The sequence below is a fragment of the Pseudomonas sp. FW305-7 genome (genome assembly GCF_058786735.1).
The window spans coordinates 1-20,991 of sequence record NZ_JBYSZA010000031.1; the positions used below are offsets into that span (position 1 = coordinate 1).

Below are 20,991 nucleotides of genomic sequence, written 5' to 3' on the forward strand. Positions count from 1 at the left end.
GGGTGAGGGTGGGGCCTTCAAGTACTCCAGATTCGTGGTGGTCGGGCTTCTCGTCCTAGCAGGGCGGGTCTTAGCAATCGCCATAAATCGATGAGCCAGCCACGAGCCAACAGTGCTTCACTGGCCAGGCATCGGGCGACCAGCAAACCCGGCAACTGGGTCAGATCCCCGCGTACTTGGTGATTCAGCGAGCGGCAACGCTCCAGCAGTTCAGCATCGATTTCACCCGTTACCAGCAGCGTCGCAAACACCGGATTGCCATCCAGACCAATCGGCGAATCAAGCAAACCGTCGTCGCCGACAATGCGCTGACGTTCATGCCAGAGCAATCGACCGTCGCGACGAATATCCAGATGCGCTTGAAAATGGCCGAGGTCGAAGCGCTCGCCACTGGCCGGGCGACCCAGCGCCACCACGTCCCAGTAGAACAGCCGGGCGTCACCTTCCAGGTCAATCGAGGTGGTCAGTTCGGCCTGAGCGGCGCTGTAGACGATGGTCTCTTGCGGCAACCATTCCAGTGTCGCCCCGGCCGCTACCCGCAAGTCGAGCTTCTGATAAGCGGGTCCCCCGGCGCGATACCACTTGGTTGCGCCGGGGCTGGTGATCTGCGCCCAGGCGTTGTGTTCTACGCGGGCGCTGATATCCAGTCGGTCACCGCCAGCAATCCCGCCCGGTGGGTGGACGATGATGTGTTGGCAGACTTCGGGGCCTTCGGCGTATAGATGCTTTTGCACCCGTAGCGGGCCGAGGTGCCGACGCATGACCGGGCGCGTGCAGTGGTCGAAACGGGCGTAGGCCAGTTCCAGCTCGGCGTGCCAGCTCGGGGTAAACAGGGCAGGTGAAACAGTCGAATTCATGGTGTGTAATTATCGTTAGGAGGCTACAGATTAGTTCGTTGTACTAGATCGTTACCAGCCCGCGCACACCTTCGGCTTCCATATTTTCACCGCGACCCTGCTGCACGATCTCACCCCGGGACATCACCAGGTATTGATCGGCCAGCTCAGCGGCGAAATCGTAGAACTGCTCGACCAGCAGAATCGCCATGTCGCCGCGTGCCGCAAGCTTCTTGATCACCGCGCCGATCTCTTTGATCACCGAGGGTTGAATGCCTTCGGTGGGTTCGTCGAGGATCAGCAAACGCGGACGGCTGGCCAGTGCGCGGCCAATCGCCAATTGCTGTTGTTGCCCACCGGACAGATCGCCGCCGCGACGCTGCTTCATTTGTAGCAGCACCGGGAACAATTCGTAGATGAAACCTGGCACCTCTTTCGCTTCGCTGCCGGGAAAGCGTGATAAACCCATCAGCAGATTTTCTTCCACGGTCAGCCGGCCGAAGATTTCCCGGCCTTGTGGCACATAGGCGATCCCGGCGTGCACACGCTGGTGCGGCTTGAACGTGGTGATCGGTTTGCCCTCCCAATTCACCGCGCCTTCCTTGGCCGGGAGCAAACCCATCAGGCATTTGAGCAGGGTGGTCTTGCCGACGCCGTTACGGCCGAGCAGGCAAGTGACTTCGCCGACTTTCACGTCGAAAGAGAGGCCGCGCAGGATGTGGCTACCGCCGTAGTACTGATGCAGCTTGTCGACTTGCAGCATTCTCAAATTCCTTCTGTTGCACACAGAACCCTGTGGGAGCTGGCTTGCCAGCGATAGCGGTGGATCAGTCGGCATCAATGCTGGATGTGTCGACCTCATCGCTGGCAAGCCAGCTCCCACAGTTTTGATAAGTGTTTGCAGTTCAGCGGCCGAGGTAGACCTCGATCACGCGCTCGTTTTCCTGCACCTGCTCAAGCGAGCCTTCGGCCAGTACGCTGCCCTGGTGCAACACGGTGACGTGGTCGGCAATCGAGCCGACAAAGCCCATGTCGTGTTCCACCACCATCAACGAATGTTTGCCGGCCAGACTCTTGAACAACTCGGCGGTGAATTCGGTTTCGGCGTCGGTCATGCCGGCCACCGGTTCGTCGAGCAGCAACAGTTGTGGGTCCTGCATGAGCAACATGCCGATTTCCAGAAACTGCTTTTGGCCGTGGGACAACAGGCCCGCCGGGCGGTTGACCGAGGTGGTCAGGCGAATCGTCTCCAGCACTTCGCTGATGCGATCCTTCTGCTCGCCGCTCAGACGCGCACGCAAGCTGGCCCATACTGATTTGTCAGTCTTCTGCGCCAGTTCGAGATTCTCAAACACGCTCAAGGCCTCGAACACGGTGGGTTTCTGGAACTTGCGACCGATGCCGGCCTGGGCGATCTGCACTTCGCTCATCTGCGTCAGGTCCAGCGTTTCGCCGAACCACGCCTTGCCGTGGCTGGGGCGAGTCTTGCCGGTGATCACGTCCATCAGCGTGGTTTTACCCGCGCCGTTGGGGCCGATGATGCAGCGCAATTCGCCGACGCCGATGTACAGGTTGAGATTGTTCAACGCGCGGAAACCGTCAAAGCTGACGCTGATGTCTTCCAGGGTCAGGATCGTGCCGTGGCGGGTGTCGAGCCCCGGGCCGGCGCTTTGGCCGAGGCCGATGGAGTCGCGGCTGGTGCCGGCATCCTTGTTCGGTTCGACAGGGAAAAAGGCGGGTTCCAGCATGAATTCGGCGCTCGCTGTCACTCTCATTGCTCACCTCGTTTCTTCAACAGGCCAATCACGCCTTTGGGCAGGTACAGCGTCACGACGATGAACAGCGCGCCGAGGAAGAACAGCCAGTATTCGGGGAAGGCCACGGTGAACCAGCTCTTCATGCCGTTGACCACGCCGGCCCCGAGCAGGGGACCGATCAAGGTGCCGCGACCGCCGAGGGCGACCCAGACTGCCGCTTCGATGGAGTTGGTCGGTGACATTTCACTCGGGTTGATGATCCCGACCTGCGGCACGTACAGCGCCCCGGCCAAGCCGCACAGGACGGCGCTCAACACCCAGACGAACAGCTTGAAACCGCGCGGATCGTAGCCGCAGAACATCAAGCGGTTTTCCGCATCGCGCAGCGCGGTCAGCACCCGACCGAACTTGCTCTGCGCCAGACGCCAGCCGATGAACAGACTGGCCACCAGCAGCAATACCGTGGCGAGAAACAGCACCGCACGGGTCCCCGGTTCGGTGATGCCGAAACCAAGAATCGTGCGGAAATTGGTGAAGCCGTTGTTGCCGCCAAATCCGGTTTCGTTGCGGAAAAACAGGAGCATGCCGGCGAAGGTCAGGGCCTGGGTCATGATCGAGAAATACACGCCCTTGATCCGCGAGCGGAAGGCGAAAAAGCCAAACACCAGTGCGAGCAATCCCGGCGCCAGCACCACCAGACACATGGCCCAGACGAAGCTGCTGGTGCCGGTCCAATACCACGGCAATTCGCTCCACGACAGGAAGGTCATGAACGCCGGCAAACCGTCACCGGCGGCCTGACGCATCAGGTACATGCCCATCGCATAACCGCCGAGTGCGAAGAACAACCCGTGGCCCAGGGACAGCAAACCGGCGTAACCCCAGACCAGATCCAGCGCCAGAGCGACGATGGCGTAGCAAAGAATCTTGCCGACCAGTGTCAGGGTGTAGGCCGAAATATGCAGGGCACTTTCTGCCGGTAGCAAGGACAACAACGGCAGGGCGATCAGCAGGGCAAGAATCACCGCGCCGACCGCGATCGTGACTTTTGGCCCGGCCTTTTGTGTGGCCGTGACTAACAGAGGCTGGTTCATCAGTCGATCACCCGTCCTTTCAGTGCGAAGAGGCCTTGCGGACGTTTCTGGATAAACAGAATGATCAGCGCGAGGATCAGGATCTTGCCGAGCACCGCACCGATCTGCGGTTCAAGGATCTTGTTGGCGATACCGAGGCCGAACGCGGCGAGTACGCTGCCGGCCAGTTGACCGACGCCGCCCAGTACCACCACCAGAAACGAGTCGATGATGTAGCTCTGGCCTAGATCCGGGCCGACGTTGCCGATCTGGCTCAGCGCCACGCCGCCGAGGCCGGCGATGCCTGAACCGAGACCGAAAGCGAGCATGTCGACACGCCCGGTGGGTACGCCGCAGCAAGCGGCCATGTTGCGGTTCTGGGTGACGGCACGAACGTTGAGGCCCAAGCGGGTCTTGTTCAGCAGCAGCCAGGTCAGCACCACCACAAACAAGGCGAAGGCGATGATGACGATGCGGTTGTACGGCAGCACCAGGTTCGGCAACACCTGAATCCCGCCGGACAGCCACGCCGGGTTCGCCACTTCGACGTTCTGCGCGCCGAACAACAAGCGCACCAATTGAATCAGCATCAGGCTGATGCCCCACGTCGCGAGCAGGGTTTCCAAAGGTCGGCCGTAGAGATGGCGAATCACCGTGCGCTCCAGCGCCATGCCAATGGCGGCGGTGACGAAGAACGCCACCGGCAAGGCGATCAGCGGATAGAACTCGATGGCCTGCGGTGCATAACGCTGGAACATCAGCTGCACCACATACGTCGAGTAGGCGCCGAGCATCAGCATCTCGCCGTGGGCCATGTTGATCACCCCAAGCAGGCCAAAGGTGATGGCCAGACCGAGCGCCGCGAGCAGCAGAATCGAACCGAGCGACATGCCGCTGAAGGCTTGGCCGAGGATCTCGCCGATCAACAGTTTGCGTTTGACCTGGGCGAGGCTGGTTTCGGCGGCGGTACGCACATTGGCATCGGTTTCGACGCCGGGTTCGAGCAAGCCTTCGAGGCGCGTACGTGCCAGTGGATCGCCGGTTTCGCCGAGCAGACGCACGGCGGCGAGGCGCACGGTCGGGTCGCTGTCGACCAATTGCAGATTGGCCAGCGCCAAACTCAGGGCGGCGTGAACACTCTCGTCTTTTTCGCCAGCCAGTTGCTGGTCGAGGAATTTCAGCTGCGCGGGTTTCGCGCTTTTCTGCAATTGCTGCGCGGCAGTCAGACGGATTTTGGCGTCGGCGGCGAGCAATTGGTGGCTGGCCATGGCAGTGTCGATCAGACCCCGCAGGCGATTGTTCAGGCGCAGGGTTTTGGCTTGGCCGTCGACGGTCAGTTCGCCTTGTTGCAGGGCGTTGATCAGTTCGATACGGGCCGGGTCGGGCTGCGCGGCCCAGGCTTCGAGCAGTTTGGCCTGTTGCACGGGATTGGCCGCGACGAAGTCTTCGGCATCACTGGCGTGGGCCAGTATCGGCAGCAACAGTGCGATGGCTATGAGAAAGCGGTGTATGGCAGTGGGCATAGGTAGGGCCTTGCTTATTGATCGTTCCCACGCTCCGCGTGGGAATGCCTCACCGGACGCTCCGCGTCCGCTTTTGGACGCAGAGCGTCCTCGGCTGCATTCCCACGCAGAGCGTGGGAACGATCAGGTTGAGCGGGATAACTCAGTTGCTCTTCACCGCATAATCCGGCTTCTTGTCATTGCCATCGATAAACGGGCTCCACGGCTGCGCACGGATCGGCCCTTCGGTCTGCCACACCACGTTGAACTGACCGTCGCTCTGAATCTCGCCGATCATCACCGGTTTGTGCAGGTGGTGATTGGTCTTGTCCATGGTCAGGGTGTAGCCCGACGGCGCGGCAAAGGTCTGCCCGGCGAGTGCTTCGCGAACCTTGTCGACGTCAGTGGATTTGGCTTTCTCTACCGCTTGCGCCCACATGTGGATGCCGACATACGTGGCTTCCATCGGGTCGTTGGTCACCGCTTTGTCGGCGCCCGGCAGGTTGTGTTTCTTCGCGTAGGCTTTCCAGTCAGCGACGAATTTCTTGTTCTGCGGGTTCTCCACCGACTCGAAGTAGTTCCACGCCGCGAGGTTGCCCACCAGCGGTTTGGTGTCGATGCCGCGCAGTTCTTCTTCACCCACCGAGAACGCCACGACCGGAACGTCGGTGGCTTTCAGGCCCTGGTTGGCCAGCTCTTTATAGAACGGCACGTTGGAGTCGCCGTTAACCGTCGAGATCACAGCAGTCTTGCCGCCAGCCGAGAATTTTTTGATGTTGGCAACGATGGTTTGATAGTCGCTGTGACCGAACGGGGTGTAGACCTCTTCGATGTCCTTGTCGGCCACACCTTTGGAATGCAGGAACGAGCGCAGAATCTTGTTGGTGGTGCGCGGGTAGACGTAGTCGGTGCCGAGCAGGAAGTAGCGCTTGGCGCTGCCGCCTTCTTCGCTCATCAGGTATTCAACCGCCGGGATCGCTTGCTGGTTCGGCGCGGCGCCGGTGTAGAAGACGTTCGGCGACATCTCTTCGCCTTCGTACTGCACCGGGTAGAACAGCAGACCATTGAGCTCTTCGAACACCGGCAGCACCGATTTGCGCGACACCGAGGTCCAGCAGCCGAACACCACGGCGACCTTGTCCTGGGTCAGCAACTGCCGGCCCTTTTCGGCGAACAGCGGCCAGTTGGATGCAGGGTCAACCACCACCGGTTCGAGCATCTTGCCGTTCACACCACCCTTGGCGTTGATCTCGTCGATGGTCATCAGCGCCATGTCTTTGAGCGACGTTTCAGAGATCGCCATGGTGCCGGACAACGAATGCAGGATACCGACCTTGATGGTCTCGGCGGCCTGGACAGTCCAGGTCATGCCCATCGCGGCAATGGATGCCGTGAGTGTGAAAGCCTTGATCAAACTGCGACGCTTCATTGTGCGATCTCCATGAACGTTAAAGTTTTTTATGGTTGGCAGATGCGGACGACTGAAGGGTGTTTTGCAAGGGCTGTGCCCGGTCGGGGACGGGCAGGAAAACGTCGGTTTAGAGCGGTTGTGCGCGGTCGCGATGCACCATGAAGGAACGCGGAGGGAGCGTTGGTGCAGGCGGCCGCGCCAGATTGGGGCGCGATTTTGCGCTCACTACAAATCAAATGTGGGAGCGAGCCTGCTCGCGAATAGATCGTGTCAGTCAACATCACTGGTGAATGACACACCGTATTCGCGAGCAGGCTCGCTCCCACATTTTTGATCTGTGTTGGTTCAGCGGCGGCGCATCAGGCCGATGAAAAACAGACCACCGATGGCCGCAGTGGCGACGCCGATGGGCAGGTCTTCGGGGGCGATCATCGTGCGGGCGGCGACGTCGACCCAGATCAGAAACACACTGCCCAGCAACACGCACGCCGGCAGCAATCGCCGGTGTTCGGCACCCACCAGACGGCGCGCAATGTGCGGCACCATCAGCCCGACAAAACCGATCGAGCCACTGATCGACACCAGCACACCGGTCATCAGCGAGGCGATGACAAAGACCCGCAAGCGCACCGAGCGAGCATTCAAACCGAGGGTGACGGCAGTCTGTTCGCCGGCCATCAGCGCGTTCAACGGGCGGGCCATGCCCAGCAGCAAGATCAACCCGAGCAGCACGCTCGCTGCCGGCACCGCCAGCAACTCCCAACGCGCCAGCCCGAGGCCGCCGAGCATCCAGAACATCACCGCGGAACTGGCGCGATGGTCACCCATGAACAGCAGCAGATTGGCAATCGCCATCATCACGAACGACACCGCCACGCCGCACAACAACAGGCGGTCACTGTCGAGCCGGCCTTGCCGACTGGCAATCGCCAGCACCACCAGCATGCTCAGCAGGGCGCCGATGAACGCGGCAATCGGCAAGGTCAGCAGGCCGATGATTTCACCGACATGCAGCACCACGATCACCGCGCCCAATGTCGCCCCAGACGTCACGCCAAGCAGATGAGGATCGGCCAGAGGATTGCGCGTCACCGCTTGCAACACCGCGCCGATCAGCGCCAGACCGGCGCCCACCAGCGCGCCGAGCAACATGCGCGGCACGCGGATCAGCCAGACGATGTGTTCCTGCCCGGCGCTCCAGTCGACCTCGCCAATGCCAAGCGTCTTGTGCAGCAAAATCCGCCACACCACGTCCACCGGCACCCGCGCGGGGCCGAAGCCGAGCGACACCACGCACGACACCAGCAACACGGCGCCGAGGGCGATCAGCAGCAGGGCGTAGCGACGGTTGATCATTCGCCGTGGAAACCTTTGGCCAGGGTTTCCACCGCCAGCACGTTGTCGATCCCCGGCGTGGCCTGCACATACGGAATGACGATGAAGCGCTGGTTCTTGATCGCGTCCACCGATTGCAGGGCTTTATTGTTCAGCAGAAATTCGATCTTCTGCTCGGCAGTGATTTCGCTGTAGTCAACGATCACGATGACCTGCGGATTATGCTCGACCACGGTCTCCCAATTGACCCGCGTCCAGCTCGCTTCGACGTCATCGAGAATATTACGCCCGCCCGCCGCGTCGATCAGCGCCTGCGGCATGCCGAGGCGGCCGGAAGTCATGGCGCGGTCTTCGCCGCTGTCGTAGAGGAAAACCCGCGGTTTTTCGGCGGGCAGGTCTTTGCGCACGTCGGCGACTTGCGCCTGCATCCGGGCGATCAGCGCATTGGCGCGATCCTGCACGTCGAAGATTTTGCCGAGGTTGCGCAGATCGTTGTAAGTGTCTTCAAGCGATGCGGCCGGGCGCTTCATCACGAACGCGCAGGACTCGGTCAACTCATACACATTGATGCCCAGCGGTTGCAGGGTTTGCGGGGTGAGGTCGCCGCCGACGCGCATGCCGTAATCCCAGCCGGCGAAGAAAAAATCGACGTTGGCATTGAGCAGGGTTTCCACCGACGGATATTTCGCCGCCAGCTCTGGCAAACCGTCGAGCAACGACTGCATGTCGGGCGTCACTGACTTCCAGCCACTGACGCCGCTGTAACCGGCCATGCGCGACTTCAGGCCGAGGGCGAGCATCATCTGGGTCATGTTGATGTCGTGGCTGACCGCGTGTTGCGGCGCTTGCTTGAAGGTCACTTCGCGGTTGCAGCTCTGAATGGTCAGCGGGTACTTCGTGGCCTCGGCCAGCGCCTGGGCACTGCACAACAGAAGAGCGACGCAAAGCAGGGAACGCACAGTCATGGTCGGGTTATCCAGGTGATTCGCGGGTAGCCGTGAAGGGGGTGGGAGTCGATCAATGCCTCGACGCCGAAAACCTCGCGCAGCAGTTCGGTGGTGAGGACTTCTTGCGGCGTGCCGCTGGCGACGATGCGTCCGTGATTGATCACATAGAGTCGGTCGCAGAAAGCGGCAGCGAGGTTCAGGTCGTGAATGCTCGCCAGCGTGCCGATTTGCAGACGTTTGACCAGTTGCAGCAGTTCCAGCTGATAACGCGGGTCGAGGTGGTTGGTCGGCTCGTCGAGGATCAGCAGTTGCGGTTGCTGGGTCAGAGCGCGGGCAAGAATCACCCGCTGTTTTTCACCGCCGGAAAGGGTGGCGAAGGCGTGGTCTTCGAAGCCTTCCAGGCCTACCGATTTGAGCGCCTGGGTGGCGAAGTTGCGGTCCTCGAGGGTTTCGCCATCGAACAGACCTTTGTGCGGCGTGCGGCCCATGGCGACGACTTCTTCGACGGTCAGGCCGAAGGCGTCGGGGAACTCCTGCAGGACCACGGCGATGCGTTGCGCGCACCAGCGCGAGGACTGCTTCCACACGTTGTAGTGATCGAGACTGACCTCACCGCTTTCCGGTTGGCTGAAGCGGTAGGCGCAGCGCAACAGGCTGGTCTTGCCGCTGCCGTTGGGACCGATCAGCCCGACGAACTCACCGGCAGCCACTTGCAAGGAGGCGTCACGCAGTTGGAACTGGTGATGGCAGTGGCCGTGGCCCAGCGGTGTCCAGGCGAGGTTGGTGAGGGTCAGTGAGGTCATTACTTTCCTGATTTCAGTAGCATTTGTGGCGAGGGGATTTATCCCCGATCGGCGTCGAAGCCGTCGTAAATCGATGAATACGGTCTTCTGATAAACCGTGATTACAGGTTTGGGACCGCTGCGCGGTCCATCGGGGATAAATCCCCTCGCCACAAGAGTGTTTCCGCTTTTAAAAGGTGTAATCAGCCGTGACAAAGAACGATCTCGGCTCGCCGAGTATCCACTGCTGGCCCTCATTGTATTGGCTTTGTGCGTACTGGCGGTCAAACAGATTGTTCACCTGCAAGCCCAGCGTGGTGTTGCGCAAGGCTTTCCACGACAGGGTCGCATCCACCACGGTGTAACTCGGCAGCTCATTGCGGTTGGCCATGTCGGCGTAACGCGCATCGACATAACGCAGACCCGCGCCGGCTTTCAGGTCATCGCTGAGGTTTTTGTTCAACCACAGATTGGCGGTACGACGTGGCACATCCACCGGACGGTTGCCGTTGTACGACAGGGTCTGACCATTAACCACCTCGGAAAAATCGTCGTACCTGGCCTTCACGATCGCCGCGTTGGCTTGCAATTGCCAGGCGTAGGGCAATTGCAGATCGAGGCTCGCTTCCAGGCCGTTGGATGACTGCTGGCCTACCTGTTGCTTGAGCGTCGGGTTGCCCGGGTCGTCCGTCAGCAGTTTCTTTTTGACGATGCGATAGGCCGCCAGCGTGAACTCGCCGCGCTGATCCCAGAACAACTGCTTGAGGCCGATCTCGGTCTGGCGGGCGGTCGACAAATCGTACTGCTGCTGATTCGGACTGAGGGAAATCAAGCCACCGATGCCATCGGTGCTGGTCGCCATCTGACCGTAGAACGAAGTCTGCGGCGTCAATGCAAACACCAGACCGGCCTTCCAGTTATTACCGGTCAGGGTCTTGTCGCTCTGGCTGCCATCGGTCAGGCCGTTGCGATCCACGTGCACGTAATCACGGCGTACGCCGGTCACCAAGGACCAGCGTTCGCTCAGTTGCGTGCGGTTTTCAGCGAACACCGACATTTGTCGGGTGGTGCTGTCGAACTGGTCGCGGTACGGATTGCTGCTCTCGAAATAACCCGATTGCGGGTGATGCAGATCCAGCGGCTGGCCGTTCGGCAACACGTCGTTGAATGGCGAGTTGCTGTTGAGCTGGAAACGGATGCGGTTGTAATCGACACCGGTAACGGTCTGGCTGTCGAGGCCGAACAGTGAGTGTTTGAAGGTGAAGGTCTGGCGATCACCGACCTGCTCCTGCTTGTGGCCGATGCCGAAGTAACCGCTGCGGCTCAAATGTCGTGTGTCGGTATTGAAGTTGTAGTTCTCGGCGTTCTGCCAACGGCGCTGGGCCTTGAGGTAGTACAGCTCGTTGCTGGCGCTGACCGAGTCATTGATCTGCCAGTCACTGGTCAGGCGCGTCCACTGATCGTTGTAGTGCTGCTTGTCGTCGCGCACGTTGTAGTTCTTGTCGCGCAGGCTTTCCTGCAACCGGCCGTTGATCAGTGGCGTGCCGAAATAGTTCTGCGGGCGCTGGTCGCCATAGTCATGGGCGAGGGTGAACGCCAGATCATCAGTGGCCTGCCAGCGCAGCGCGGCACTGATGAAGTCGCTGGAGGAATCGCCGCGATCGATCCAGCCGTTGCTGCGCAGACGATTGAGGTTGAGGCGGTAGCTCAGGGTATCGGTCAGCGAGCCGCCGCTGTCGAAGGCTTGCTGCTGGCGGTCGTATGAGCCGTAACCGACGCGCACATGGTTTTCGATCTCGCCCTCGAACGGCTTCTTCGGGATCACGTTGACCACCGCACCGGTCGCGCCTTCGCCGTACAGCACCGAGGCCGGGCCGCGCAGCACATCGACGCGCTCCACCGACCAGGTGTCGACCGGGAAGGTGACCGTGCCCATGCCGGTGTACATCCGGTTACCGTCATACAACTGCATCACCGAACTCTGCCCGGTAAAACCCCGTGCCTGCAGCGACGTGCCGCCATCGCCCGGCGTCCCGGTGCGACTGATGCCGGTGCTGCGCGATACGGCGTCCTGCACGCTTTGATCGCCACGGGCGCGGACTTGCTCACCGCTGAGGCTTTCGACGCTGGCCGGGGTTTCCATGGCCGTCAGGTTCAGGCGCGAACCGGCGGTGGTCGGTGTGGTGAGGCTGACGTTTTCTTCGTCAACGGCCGGCGCAGTGATGTTGCCGGTGGGCAGGGTCAGCGCTTGGCTATCGGCATGGGCGCTGTTCATCACGAACAGGCAGAGGCTGGACAAGAGGTACTTGTTCATCGGGGCGGTGAATCACTTCTGCAAAAGAAAGCCCGCAGCTTTTGGCCGCGGGCAGAATGGCAAACAAGAGTTATACAGTAACACTAAGGGCTGCCGAATTATAAGCCTCGGCATTCTATAGAGCTGTCTAAAACGCGCATCTCGCCTGATTCATGATGAAGGTGAGGCAGATTCAGCTTGTCGGCCAAATCGCGACAGCAACAGTCGATCCAGCAGCCACACCACCACCAGCGAAGCCCCCACCAGCGGAAAAATCACCGCCAGCGCCAGCATGATCACCACACCGGTTTTCCACTTCGGCAAGTCATGCCGCAGCGGCGGCACGCCGAACTTGCCCTGTGGCCGGCGCTTCCACCAGATCACCACGCCGCTGACGGCGCTGAGCAGAATCATCAGGCAGATCAGCAGCACGACGATCTGGTTGAAGGTGCCGAACATCTTGCCTTCATGCAGCATCACGCCGATTTCCGTGGCGCGGGCCACCGTGCCGTACTGTTCGAAACGCACATCCGCGAGGACGTTGCCGGTGTACTGATCGACGTGCAGGGTCGCGTCGTTGCGCGGGTCATCGGCGAACACCGCGATGGTGAACACACCGGTGGCGGTGGTCGGCAAGGTGATGCTGTAACCCGGCTCGACCTTGCGCTGCATGGCGATGTTCTGCACGTCTTGCAGGCTGATGGTTGGCGCGGCAGGGCCGTGTTGCATGCCGCTGTGGGCCATGTGTTCGGCGTGGTCGCCGGACATCGGCATCGGCGTGTTTTCCATCGCCCATGGCACGGTCTGGCGCGTGGCGCTGTTGAGGCTGCGGGCTTCAACGTCGGAGGTCGGCACGTTGTCCCACATCGCTGCCGGGAACACGTTCCAGACCTGCGCGTATTGCTTGCCCCAGAAGCCGGTCCAGGTCATGCCGCTGAGTAGCATCACCAGCAGCAACGTCGCGCCCCAGAACCCGGTGACGGCGTGCAGATCACGCCACAACACGCGGCCGCGACTGTTCAGGCGCGGCCAGAGAATCCCCGCTGCCTGACCGCGCGGCCACCAGAGGAACAGTCCCGACACCACCAGCACCACGCCCCAGCCGGCGGCCATTTCGATCAACCGGTCACCGACGGTGCCGATCATCAATTCGCCATGGATGGCGCGGGCGACGGCTTGCAGATTCTGCTTGGCATTCTGCTCGCCGAGGATGTCGCCGTGGTACGGATCGACGAAGACATTCAGTTCGTGGCCGGCGTTGGTCACGACAAACTGAGCACTGCGTTCGGCGTTCACTGGCGGTAGATATTGCGTGACCTGGCCCTGTGGATAGGCGCTTTTTACCCGCTGCAGCAAGTCATCGGCGGGGACGGTGTGATGGCCGGCCGGGACCTTGAGCAGGCTGCTGTACATCAGCGAGTCGAGTTGGGGTTTGAACAGGTAGATGATGCCGGTCAGGGCCAGCATCACCATGAACGGCGCGACGAACAATCCGGCATAGAAATGCCAACGCCAGGCTAGGTTGTAGAAATTCGGTTTGGGCTTTTGCATCACGTTTGCTCCGCTTGGCTTGGATCTTTTAGTTGTTCATTCAGGTTGCTACACCGCATTCCCTGTGGGAGCGAGCCTGCTCGCGAAGGGGACGGCACATCCAACATTGATGTCGTCTGGCACGATGCCTTCGCGAGCAGGCTCGCTCCCACATGGGTGGGTGTCAGAAACTCATGTCCACCTTGGTCCAGAGCGTGCGCCCCGGTTCATTGATCGCTTGCGGGTCATTGGCCGGGTAGCCGAAACCGGCGTTGCCCGCCAGGTTCAGGTGTTCGGCGTACGCCTTGCCGAACAGGTTGTCGACGCCGCTGCTGACCTTCCAGTTTTTGTTGATCCGGTAGGCACCGTTGAGCGAGAACACGCCGAAGCCGGAACTCTTGTCGTAATCCTTGCCGACCACGTTGCCCTTGTTCTGGTCGATGCGGTTTTGCGCAGCAACCACCCTCCACAGCGCGCCGGCGCTCCAGTTGTTTTCGGTATAGGTCAGGCCGAAACGTGCATCCAGCGGCGGCATCTGCGGCAGTGCCTTGCCGTCGCTGCTGTTCTTGCCCCAGGCGTAGGCCAGGGTCGCATCGGCTTTCCAGTTGTCGGTGAGGTTGTAAGCGGCACCGAGTTCACCGCCCATGATCCGCGCGTCGATGTTTTCCGCGCGCGAAGTGCTCATGCCCATCCTCGTCGGCGTGTAGTCGAACAGGATGTAGTCACGCACCACGCCGATGTAGCCCGAGGCCCAGGCTTCGAGGTCGGCGCTCTTGTAGTTCACGCCGAAGTCGAGTTGAGTGGTCTTTTCCGGTTTGATCGAATCGAAGGCATTGACCGAGCCCGCCGGGCCGGATTTCGGCGAGAACAGCTCCCAGTAATCCGGGAAGCGTTGCGCGTGACCGAGGCCGGCGTAGAGCGTGGTCGGGCTGTCGGCCAGGTCATGCTCGTAACGCACGAAGCCGCTTGGCAGGGTGTCGGCGCGGGTTTCATCAGCGGTGGGATTCGGCCGGGACATCATTCCGGAGCCGCTGCTCTGCCGATAATCCTTGGCCGAGGCGCGATCAACCCGGGCGCCAGTGATCAGCCGATCACGGTCGGCGGCGTACCAGGTCATTTCGCTGAACACGCCGTAGTTATGAAAGTCGGCGTCCTTGGTGTAGGGCTGATCCTTGTAGGTATCGATGCCCATGCCGCTGCGCTGACGGTGTTCGTTGGTCTGCGCATCGAGACCGGTGATCAGCTGGATATCAGCCCAGCGCCAGGTGGCTTTGATCCGTGCGCCTAGGGTGCGACGGTCAACGTTGGACGCCATCGGCCCGGCCATCATCCCGGTGCCGGATGGTTTGCGCAGGGTGTAGTTGTCCATCACATGATCGGCGTAGTTGTAGTAGACCTGCGCCTCCAGCTTCTCCAGCACGTCGCTGATGTTGGATTTCTCAACACGCAGACCGAGGCTTTCGCGCAGGAACTGCGAGCCGTCCATACCCCGCCCGGCATAGCGCGCCTCGCCGTCGCCCTTGCCGGCAGTCAGTTCGATCAGGGTGTCAGCGTCCGGCGTCCAGCCGAGCGCAACGTCGCCGTTCCACTTGTCGTAACGCGAGCCGACGATGTCGTTGTTACCGTCGCGATAGTCGTCGGAATGCGCGGTGTTGCCGATCACCCGCACGTAGCCCAATGGCCCGCCGGCAGCGGCGTCGACGACTTTGTCGAAGCGCCCGTGGGAGCCGGCCAGAATGCTCGCATTCACTCGGGTGCCGAGTTCGCCGAAGCTCTCCGGTTCTCGGTCAAACAGCACCGTGCCCGCCGAGGCGCCGGGGCCGTAGAGCACGGTTTGCGGGCCTTTGATCACGGTGAGTTTGTCGTAGGTTTCCGGCGAGATGTACGAGGTCGGCGCGTCCATCCGGCCCGGGCAGGCGCCGAGCATCACGCCGCCGTTGGTGAGGATGTTCAGGCGTGAGCCGAACATGCCGCGCAACACTGGATCGCCGTTGGTGCCGCCATTGCGCACCAGGGCAAAGCCCGGGATGGTTTTCAGATAATCACCGCCATCGCTGGCCGGCACCGGTTGGCGCGGGTCCTTGGGGTTGGTGACGATGGTCAGTGGCGAGCTCGGCGCGATGGCGGTGATCACCGTCGGGCTCAGTTCTTCCGAATGGCCGGTGTGCTCATCGGCCAGCACCAGCGGGGCCAGCAATACGCCGCAAAGGACGGCGGTAGCGTGCGAGAAACGAATCCGCGATTCGTTCAAGGCAAAGGTCGCCTGGGCAGAACCCGAGCGTGGAACAGCAGAAAACCTGGACATGACAATTTCCATCAAACAGTCGTAAACGACACGGCCGGCAGCCTGAAGCTGTCTTCTCAACCGTGTGCAATCAGAGGCGGGTGATTACGCTGCGATGGGCGGTGCGCGGCTGCGGGCGCCGGGGAAGAAGGTTTGCCGGGCGTGGCCCAGGCGTGGAGAGGGCGCTGTGAAGGTGTTGACGTGGGCGATGCTGAATGTGGCAAAAGTACCGCCGCCCGTCAGCGCCGGACAGTTGAACAGCAGGCTGCAATAACCGCACTTTTCCCACATCGCGTGATGTGAGGATTGCGGCGGACAGTGTTCGGCGACAGGTTTTGCAACGTGCCCGGAGTGATCCATGCCGGGCATTTCCATCGACATGTCCATGCTCATTGGCATGGATGTCGAGGCGTGCTGATCCATCGGCATCGACTGAGAAATCAGTGGGCCGATGAAGATCATCAACATGGCGAACAGGGCGATCCAGCTGCCGCGGGTCAGGTGTTCAGCCTGACGGCGTGGCGCGGAGGGCCTGGCGCTCAACGGGCGCATGGGCGACGTCAACCGGATCGGTTATTGGGCGTGCGCGTGTTCCGGCATGTCTTGCGGCGGCTTCTTCTGCACGGCGACTTCGACGGTGACGTCACCGGCCTTTTCGAAATGCATCGTCAGGGGGAAGCGCTTGCCGTCGCTGAGCAGACTGCGATCGGTTGGGTTGAGCAGCATTACGTGATAAGCCATCGGCGCGAAGGTTACCTCGCCGCCGGCAGGGACTTCGACGCTCGGCACTTGCTGCATCTTCATCAGATCGCCCTGCATCACGTGCTCGTGCAGTTGCGCTTCAGGGGCGATTGGCGAATCAACGCTGAGCAGGCGATCAGCGGTTTTGCCGGCGTTGTGAATCACGAAATAGGCGGCAACCGTCGGCGCGTTGGGCGGCAGCTCTTGCGACCACGGATGAGCGATTTCCAGCTCGCCGGCCTTGTATTCGTGGGCATGGGCGAAGCACGCAGGCACCAGCAGCACAGCGATGACGATCAGTTTGTTCAACATGGCAGTTCTCCAGAATGATTTGAAACGCAGGTCAATTGCGCGAACAAATCAAACCAGAGGGGAAGCGCGGGGGTTGAGACTTGGCCATTGCTGGCGCGGTGTGGGAGTTTGCAGTGAGGCGGGCGCCACGCTGCGATTGCTGTCATAGCGGGCGAAATACAGCTGCGGCGTATGCCCCGGCAGCGCGACCAATGGCGCCGAGCCCGAGCAGCACCAGCAATGCTGCATGTTGGAATGGCTGTCGTTGGGCGGGGCTTGCTGATCGGTGGCGGCAATGTTGATCGCGACCATCTTCGTCCCGCTGCCGGTGCAGAAACTGCTCCAGAGCAATTGTTCGGCCGGTGAATTGGCCACCTGCGCCATCGCTCCCGTCATCGGCATGGCGAGCATGTTGAACAGCACTGCAAAGCAGGCGATCCAGGCAATTGCTAGCCGGTGTCGGTTCATGGGACAGATCCGTTGGGTGGGCGATCAGGCGCGGCTATTTAGCCTGATCAGGGCCGATAAGTAAAAAAGCGTCGTGCGGTTTGGTGTCGCAGTGCCTCTTGCAAGAGGTTGAGGAGTCTGCGCCCGAGTTCGATTTCGCCACTGTGAATGAGTGTAGCGGCTTCGATTCGCAATGCCTGGGCGAAATTCGGGTCGTTTTCTATTCGTTCACGAATGGTCTGCATGACGTCTCGGAATGCTAATCGGTTGAGTTGCCCATCGCCCGAGTCTTCGACTTCGCAACCCTTGATGTACTGGCCAAGATCGGCAGGTGTTTTGAGAAAGTCCTTGACGTCGAAACGGAGGAATTTTTCTGACATAGGATGTACACGCCTTAGGATTGAAAGACGGTGAGCGTAAGTGTGGACTCTGGATGCTGAAAGTCGGTGATTCGTTAAGTTGTTGTGGGCTGTGTCCTGCGTGGTTTTAGGATTAAAGGCATATGCAGGCAGAACAGACGTCATCGCGGGCAAGCCCGCTCCCACAGGTTGCGAGGCGTACACAAAATCTGGATACACCACCGATTACTGTGGGAGCGGGCTTGCCCGCGAAGGCGGACTTACGTTTTCGATGTTTCAGGGTTAACAAACAGTCGCGAGGGCGGCGAGGACTTCAGACGTTGATGCAAACTCCCGATCAACCGCCGGCAACCCCGGCCTCTTCAACACAATCACCGGCACCCCACGCTCGCGCGCCACTTCCAGCTTCGGCTCGGTCGCGGTGCTGCCGCTGTTCTTGCTGATCAGCACATCGATCTGCCGCCGCTCGAACAGCGCCCGTTCATCCTTGAGCAGAAACGGCCCGCGGGCGCCGATCACTTCGCAGCGCTCGTTGCCCGGATAAACATCCAGTGCGCGCAGGGTCCAGAACTGGTCAACAGGGATTTCGTCGAGGTGTTGCAGCGGCTCGCGACCGAGGGTGAACAACGGGCGGTGAAACGGTTTGAGTGCGGCGATCAGTTCGGCCCAATCGCTGACTTCGCGCCAGTCATCGCCCGGCTGCGGCTGCCACGCAGGACGACGCAAGGCCCAGGAGGGGATGCCAGTCAGTTGCGCGGCGGTCGCGGCGTTGTGGCTGATTTGTGCGGCGTACGGGTGGGTGGCGTCGAGCAGTAGATCGATGCCTTCGTCACGAACGAATTGCGCCAGACCTTCGGCACCGCCATAGCCACCGACGCGCACCTGACAGCTCAAATCAGTCGGCACTCGGCCAACCCCGGCCAGGCTGTAAATGTGTTCCGGCCCCAGCGTGCGAGCAATCGCCAGCGCTTCGGTCACACCGCCCAGCAGCAGAATCCGCTTCATTGAAAACCTCCAGCATGGCCGACAATCCCGCCCTGACGATCAATCGCAAACACCTCGACCTGCACCTGCGCCGGCACCACGCTGCGAGCGAAATTCAACGCATGGCGACAGACCTCATCGCCCAGCGCGATCCCCGCCGCACTGGCCATGACCAATGCCTGCTGACTGGTGTTCGCCTCACAAATACCTTGCTGTAAAACCTCATCAGCGCCAATCACCGCCGCCCACTGCGCCAGTTGCGGCAGATCGATGCTCGAGTGACGGGAGTGCAGATCCATATGCCCGGCCGCGAGTTTGCTGATCTTGCCGAAGCCCCCGCACAGGCTGAGTTTATCCACAGGTACTTTGCGCAAATGCTTGAGCACTGCGCCGACGAAATCGCCCATTTCGATCAGGGCGATTTCCGGCAGGTCGTAGACCCTTCGCATGGTGTCTTCGCTGGCATTGCCGGTGCACGCGGCGATATGCAGGTAGCCGTTGGTCTTGGCGACATCAATGCCTTGATGGATCGACGCGATGTAAGCCGCGCAGGAAAATGGCCGGACGATGCCGCTGGTGCCGAGGATCGACAGGCCGCCGAGAATGCCCAGGCGCGGGTTCATGGTTTTCAGCGCCAGCGCTTCGCCGCCTTCGACGTTGACCGTGACATCGAAGCCGCCGGCATAACCGGTTTCGGTGGCGAGCAGGCTCAGGTGATCACTGATCATTTTGCGCGGCACCGGATTAATCGCCGGTTCGCCGACGCCCAGCACCAGTCCGGGGCGGGTCACGGTGCCGACGCCAACACCGGCAATGAAACGGATTCCCGGTTCGTCTTTCAGCTGCACTCGCGAATAAAGCAGCGCGCCGTGGGTCACGTCCGGGTCGTCACCGGCATCCTTTATGGTCCCGGCTTCGGCGCCGTCAGCGGTCAGGCGACAGAACTCCAGACGCATCTGCACTTGCTTGCCCTTGGGCAACACAATCTGCACCGCGTCGGCCGAGATCCCGCCGAGCAACAGGCGAGCGGCGGCGAGGCTGGTGGCGGTGGCGCAACTGCCGGTGGTCAGGCCGCTGCGCAGCGGTGCGGGTTGTTCGGCGGTTTCGTCACGCATCGAGAGGTTTGACCAGATCGAGCAGAGTGATCGGCAGCGCCTGGCGCCAGGTGTCGAACTCGCCGAGCGGTTGCGCCTGGGCGACATGAATGCGCGTCAGCTCGCCGCCGTAGCGTTCGCGCCAGTTCATCAGGGTGACCTCGCTTTGCAGGGTGACCGCGTTGGCGACCAGTCGGCCGCCGGGTTTGAGTTGTTCCCAGCAGGTCTCGAACACGCCTTCACGGGTCACGCCGCCACCAATGAATATCGCGTCCGGGCGCTCCAGCCCTGCGAGTGCCTGCGGGGCGCGACCACGGATCAATTGCAGGCCGGGCACGCCCAGCGCATCGCGGTTGTATTCGATCAATTGCTGGCGGCCGTCATCGGCCTCGATAGCGAGTGTTCGGCAACTCGGATGCGCGCGCATCCACTCGATGCCGATCGAGCCGCTGCCGGCGCCGACGTCCCACAGCAGTTCGCCGGGCGTCGGGGCGAGCCGGGCGAGGGTGATGGCACGCACGTCGCGTTTGGTCAGTTGGCCGTCATGCCGGAAAGCCGAGTCGGGCAGCCCGGCCAAACGCGACAGGCGCGGCGTATCGGCATCGGCCAGACATTCGAGGGCGATGACATTCAGATCGGCAATCGGTGAGTCGTTCAAGTCATTGGCCGTGCCATCGACGCGGCGTTCGGCGCTACCACCCAGATGCTCCAGCACGCTCATCCGACTCGGGCCGAAGCCACGCTCACGGAGCAATTGCGCGACCGCCGCCGGACTCTGCCCGTCATTGCTCAGTAACAACAGGCGCACGCCGCTGAACAAATGCGCGTTGAGCGCTGCCAGCGGCCGGGCCACCAAGGACAGCGTCACCACCTCTTGCAACGGCCAGCCGAGACGGGCGGCGGCCAGCGAACAGGACGACGGCGCCGGTAGGATCAGCATCTCGTCACTCGGTATCTGCCGCGCCAGGCTGGCGCCGACGCCGTAGAACATCGGGTCACCGCTGGCCAAGACGCACACCGCTTCGCCACGCTGTTCCAGCACGGGCGCCAGGGAGAAAGGACTTGGCCACAATTGCCGTTCACCACGAATGCACACCGGCAACAGGTCCAGTTGGCGCTGGCCGCCGACGATCCGCGAGGCGCCCATCAGGGCTCGCCGGGCATTTTTGCCCAAGCCCTTGAAGCCGTCTTCACCGATTCCCACAACCGTCAGCCAGGGTGTCATGCCGTTCCTCAATCGCGTGCTTAACCATTAATGGGCGACATGATAACGCGATGGCTGCGCACTGACTGCTATCGATTTTTAAAGAACTAGCGGAAATCAA

At 61.3% G+C, this 20,991-nt stretch carries 19 protein-coding genes; all 19 read right to left on the reverse strand.

Features of this window, described 5'->3' with window-relative positions; all coding sequences use genetic code 11:
* Window positions 1-17: 17 nt before the first annotated feature.
* The 19 genes from AC3WMT_RS26375 to cbiE all read right to left on the reverse strand — a co-directional run bounded on the left by AC3WMT_RS26375 (window position 18) and on the right by cbiE (window position 20,891).
* Entirely contained in the window at window positions 18-857 is an 840-nt protein-coding gene (locus AC3WMT_RS26375; protein WP_103306100.1) for an urease accessory protein UreD, read from the reverse strand.
* 43 nt (window positions 858-900) lie between these two features.
* The gene (gene urtE / locus AC3WMT_RS26380) at window positions 901-1,599 is read right to left on the reverse strand and encodes an urea ABC transporter ATP-binding subunit UrtE (protein ID WP_103306101.1); all 699 of its coding nucleotides are present in this window, start codon (window positions 1,597-1,599) and stop codon (window positions 901-903) included.
* A 142-nt stretch (window positions 1,600-1,741) separates the two neighbouring features.
* Window positions 1,742-2,611, reverse strand: a complete 870-nt coding sequence (gene urtD / locus AC3WMT_RS26385) for an urea ABC transporter ATP-binding protein UrtD (RefSeq protein WP_103306102.1) — start codon at window positions 2,609-2,611, stop codon at window positions 1,742-1,744.
* Window positions 2,608-3,687 carry an urea ABC transporter permease subunit UrtC gene (gene urtC, locus AC3WMT_RS26390; protein ID WP_103306103.1) on the reverse strand — a complete coding sequence of 360 codons (1,080 nt, stop codon included), beginning with the start codon at window positions 3,685-3,687 and terminating at the stop codon, window positions 2,608-2,610. The genes urtD and urtC overlap by 4 nt, the downstream gene beginning before the upstream one ends.
* Window positions 3,687-5,189, reverse strand: a complete 1,503-nt coding sequence (gene urtB / locus AC3WMT_RS26395; RefSeq protein ID WP_103306104.1) for an urea ABC transporter permease subunit UrtB — start codon at window positions 5,187-5,189, stop codon at window positions 3,687-3,689. The genes urtC and urtB overlap by 1 nt, the downstream gene beginning before the upstream one ends.
* A gap of 142 nt (window positions 5,190-5,331) precedes the next feature.
* On the reverse strand, window positions 5,332-6,597 hold the full coding sequence (urtA, locus tag AC3WMT_RS26400) for an urea ABC transporter substrate-binding protein (protein WP_103306105.1): 1,266 nt from the start codon (window positions 6,595-6,597) through the stop codon (window positions 5,332-5,334).
* Between the two features lie 327 nt (window positions 6,598-6,924).
* Window positions 6,925-7,935, reverse strand: coding sequence for a FecCD family ABC transporter permease (locus AC3WMT_RS26405; RefSeq protein WP_103306106.1), 1,011 nt, complete (start codon window positions 7,933-7,935; stop codon window positions 6,925-6,927).
* Complete coding sequence (locus AC3WMT_RS26410; protein WP_103306107.1) at window positions 7,932-8,879, reverse strand: ABC transporter substrate-binding protein; 948 nt, start codon at window positions 8,877-8,879, stop codon at window positions 7,932-7,934. The genes AC3WMT_RS26405 and AC3WMT_RS26410 overlap by 4 nt, the downstream gene beginning before the upstream one ends.
* Window positions 8,876-9,664 carry an ABC transporter ATP-binding protein gene (locus AC3WMT_RS26415; RefSeq protein ID WP_103306108.1) on the reverse strand — a complete coding sequence of 263 codons (789 nt, stop codon included), beginning with the start codon at window positions 9,662-9,664 and terminating at the stop codon, window positions 8,876-8,878. Before AC3WMT_RS26415 ends, AC3WMT_RS26410 begins: the two co-directional genes overlap by 4 nt.
* Window positions 9,665-9,833: 169 nt before the next feature.
* Window positions 9,834-11,957: a TonB-dependent receptor gene (locus AC3WMT_RS26420; RefSeq protein ID WP_103306109.1), complete on the reverse strand. Its 2,124-nt coding sequence runs from the start codon at window positions 11,955-11,957 to the stop codon at window positions 9,834-9,836.
* A gap of 150 nt (window positions 11,958-12,107) precedes the next feature.
* Window positions 12,108-13,487, reverse strand: coding sequence for a PepSY-associated TM helix domain-containing protein (locus AC3WMT_RS26425; protein ID WP_103306110.1), 1,380 nt, complete (start codon window positions 13,485-13,487; stop codon window positions 12,108-12,110).
* A gap of 163 nt (window positions 13,488-13,650) precedes the next feature.
* Window positions 13,651-15,771 (reverse strand): TonB-dependent copper receptor, encoded by a 2,121-nt coding sequence (locus tag AC3WMT_RS26430; RefSeq protein WP_103306111.1) that lies wholly within the window; start codon window positions 15,769-15,771, stop codon window positions 13,651-13,653.
* A gap of 84 nt (window positions 15,772-15,855) precedes the next feature.
* Window positions 15,856-16,302 carry a DUF2946 domain-containing protein gene (locus tag AC3WMT_RS26435; protein WP_103306112.1) on the reverse strand — a complete coding sequence of 149 codons (447 nt, stop codon included), beginning with the start codon at window positions 16,300-16,302 and terminating at the stop codon, window positions 15,856-15,858.
* A gap of 21 nt (window positions 16,303-16,323) precedes the next feature.
* Window positions 16,324-16,803: a copper chaperone PCu(A)C gene (locus tag AC3WMT_RS26440; protein WP_103306113.1), complete on the reverse strand. Its 480-nt coding sequence runs from the start codon at window positions 16,801-16,803 to the stop codon at window positions 16,324-16,326.
* Window positions 16,804-16,851: 48 nt separating this feature from the next.
* On the reverse strand, window positions 16,852-17,250 hold the full coding sequence (locus AC3WMT_RS26445) for a DUF2946 domain-containing protein (protein WP_103306114.1): 399 nt from the start codon (window positions 17,248-17,250) through the stop codon (window positions 16,852-16,854).
* A gap of 47 nt (window positions 17,251-17,297) precedes the next feature.
* Complete coding sequence (locus AC3WMT_RS26450) at window positions 17,298-17,609, reverse strand: hypothetical protein (RefSeq protein ID WP_103306115.1); 312 nt, start codon at window positions 17,607-17,609, stop codon at window positions 17,298-17,300.
* A gap of 261 nt (window positions 17,610-17,870) precedes the next feature.
* Window positions 17,871-18,593, reverse strand: coding sequence for a cobalt-precorrin-6A reductase (locus tag AC3WMT_RS26455; protein ID WP_103306116.1), 723 nt, complete (start codon window positions 18,591-18,593; stop codon window positions 17,871-17,873).
* Window positions 18,590-19,687, reverse strand: coding sequence for a cobalt-precorrin-5B (C(1))-methyltransferase (locus tag AC3WMT_RS26460; RefSeq protein ID WP_103306117.1), 1,098 nt, complete (start codon window positions 19,685-19,687; stop codon window positions 18,590-18,592). Before AC3WMT_RS26460 ends, AC3WMT_RS26455 begins: the two co-directional genes overlap by 4 nt.
* Window positions 19,680-20,891, reverse strand: coding sequence for a precorrin-6y C5,15-methyltransferase (decarboxylating) subunit CbiE (gene cbiE / locus AC3WMT_RS26465; protein WP_103306118.1), 1,212 nt, complete (start codon window positions 20,889-20,891; stop codon window positions 19,680-19,682). The genes AC3WMT_RS26460 and cbiE overlap by 8 nt, the downstream gene beginning before the upstream one ends.
* Window positions 20,892-20,991 lie beyond the last annotated feature (100 nt).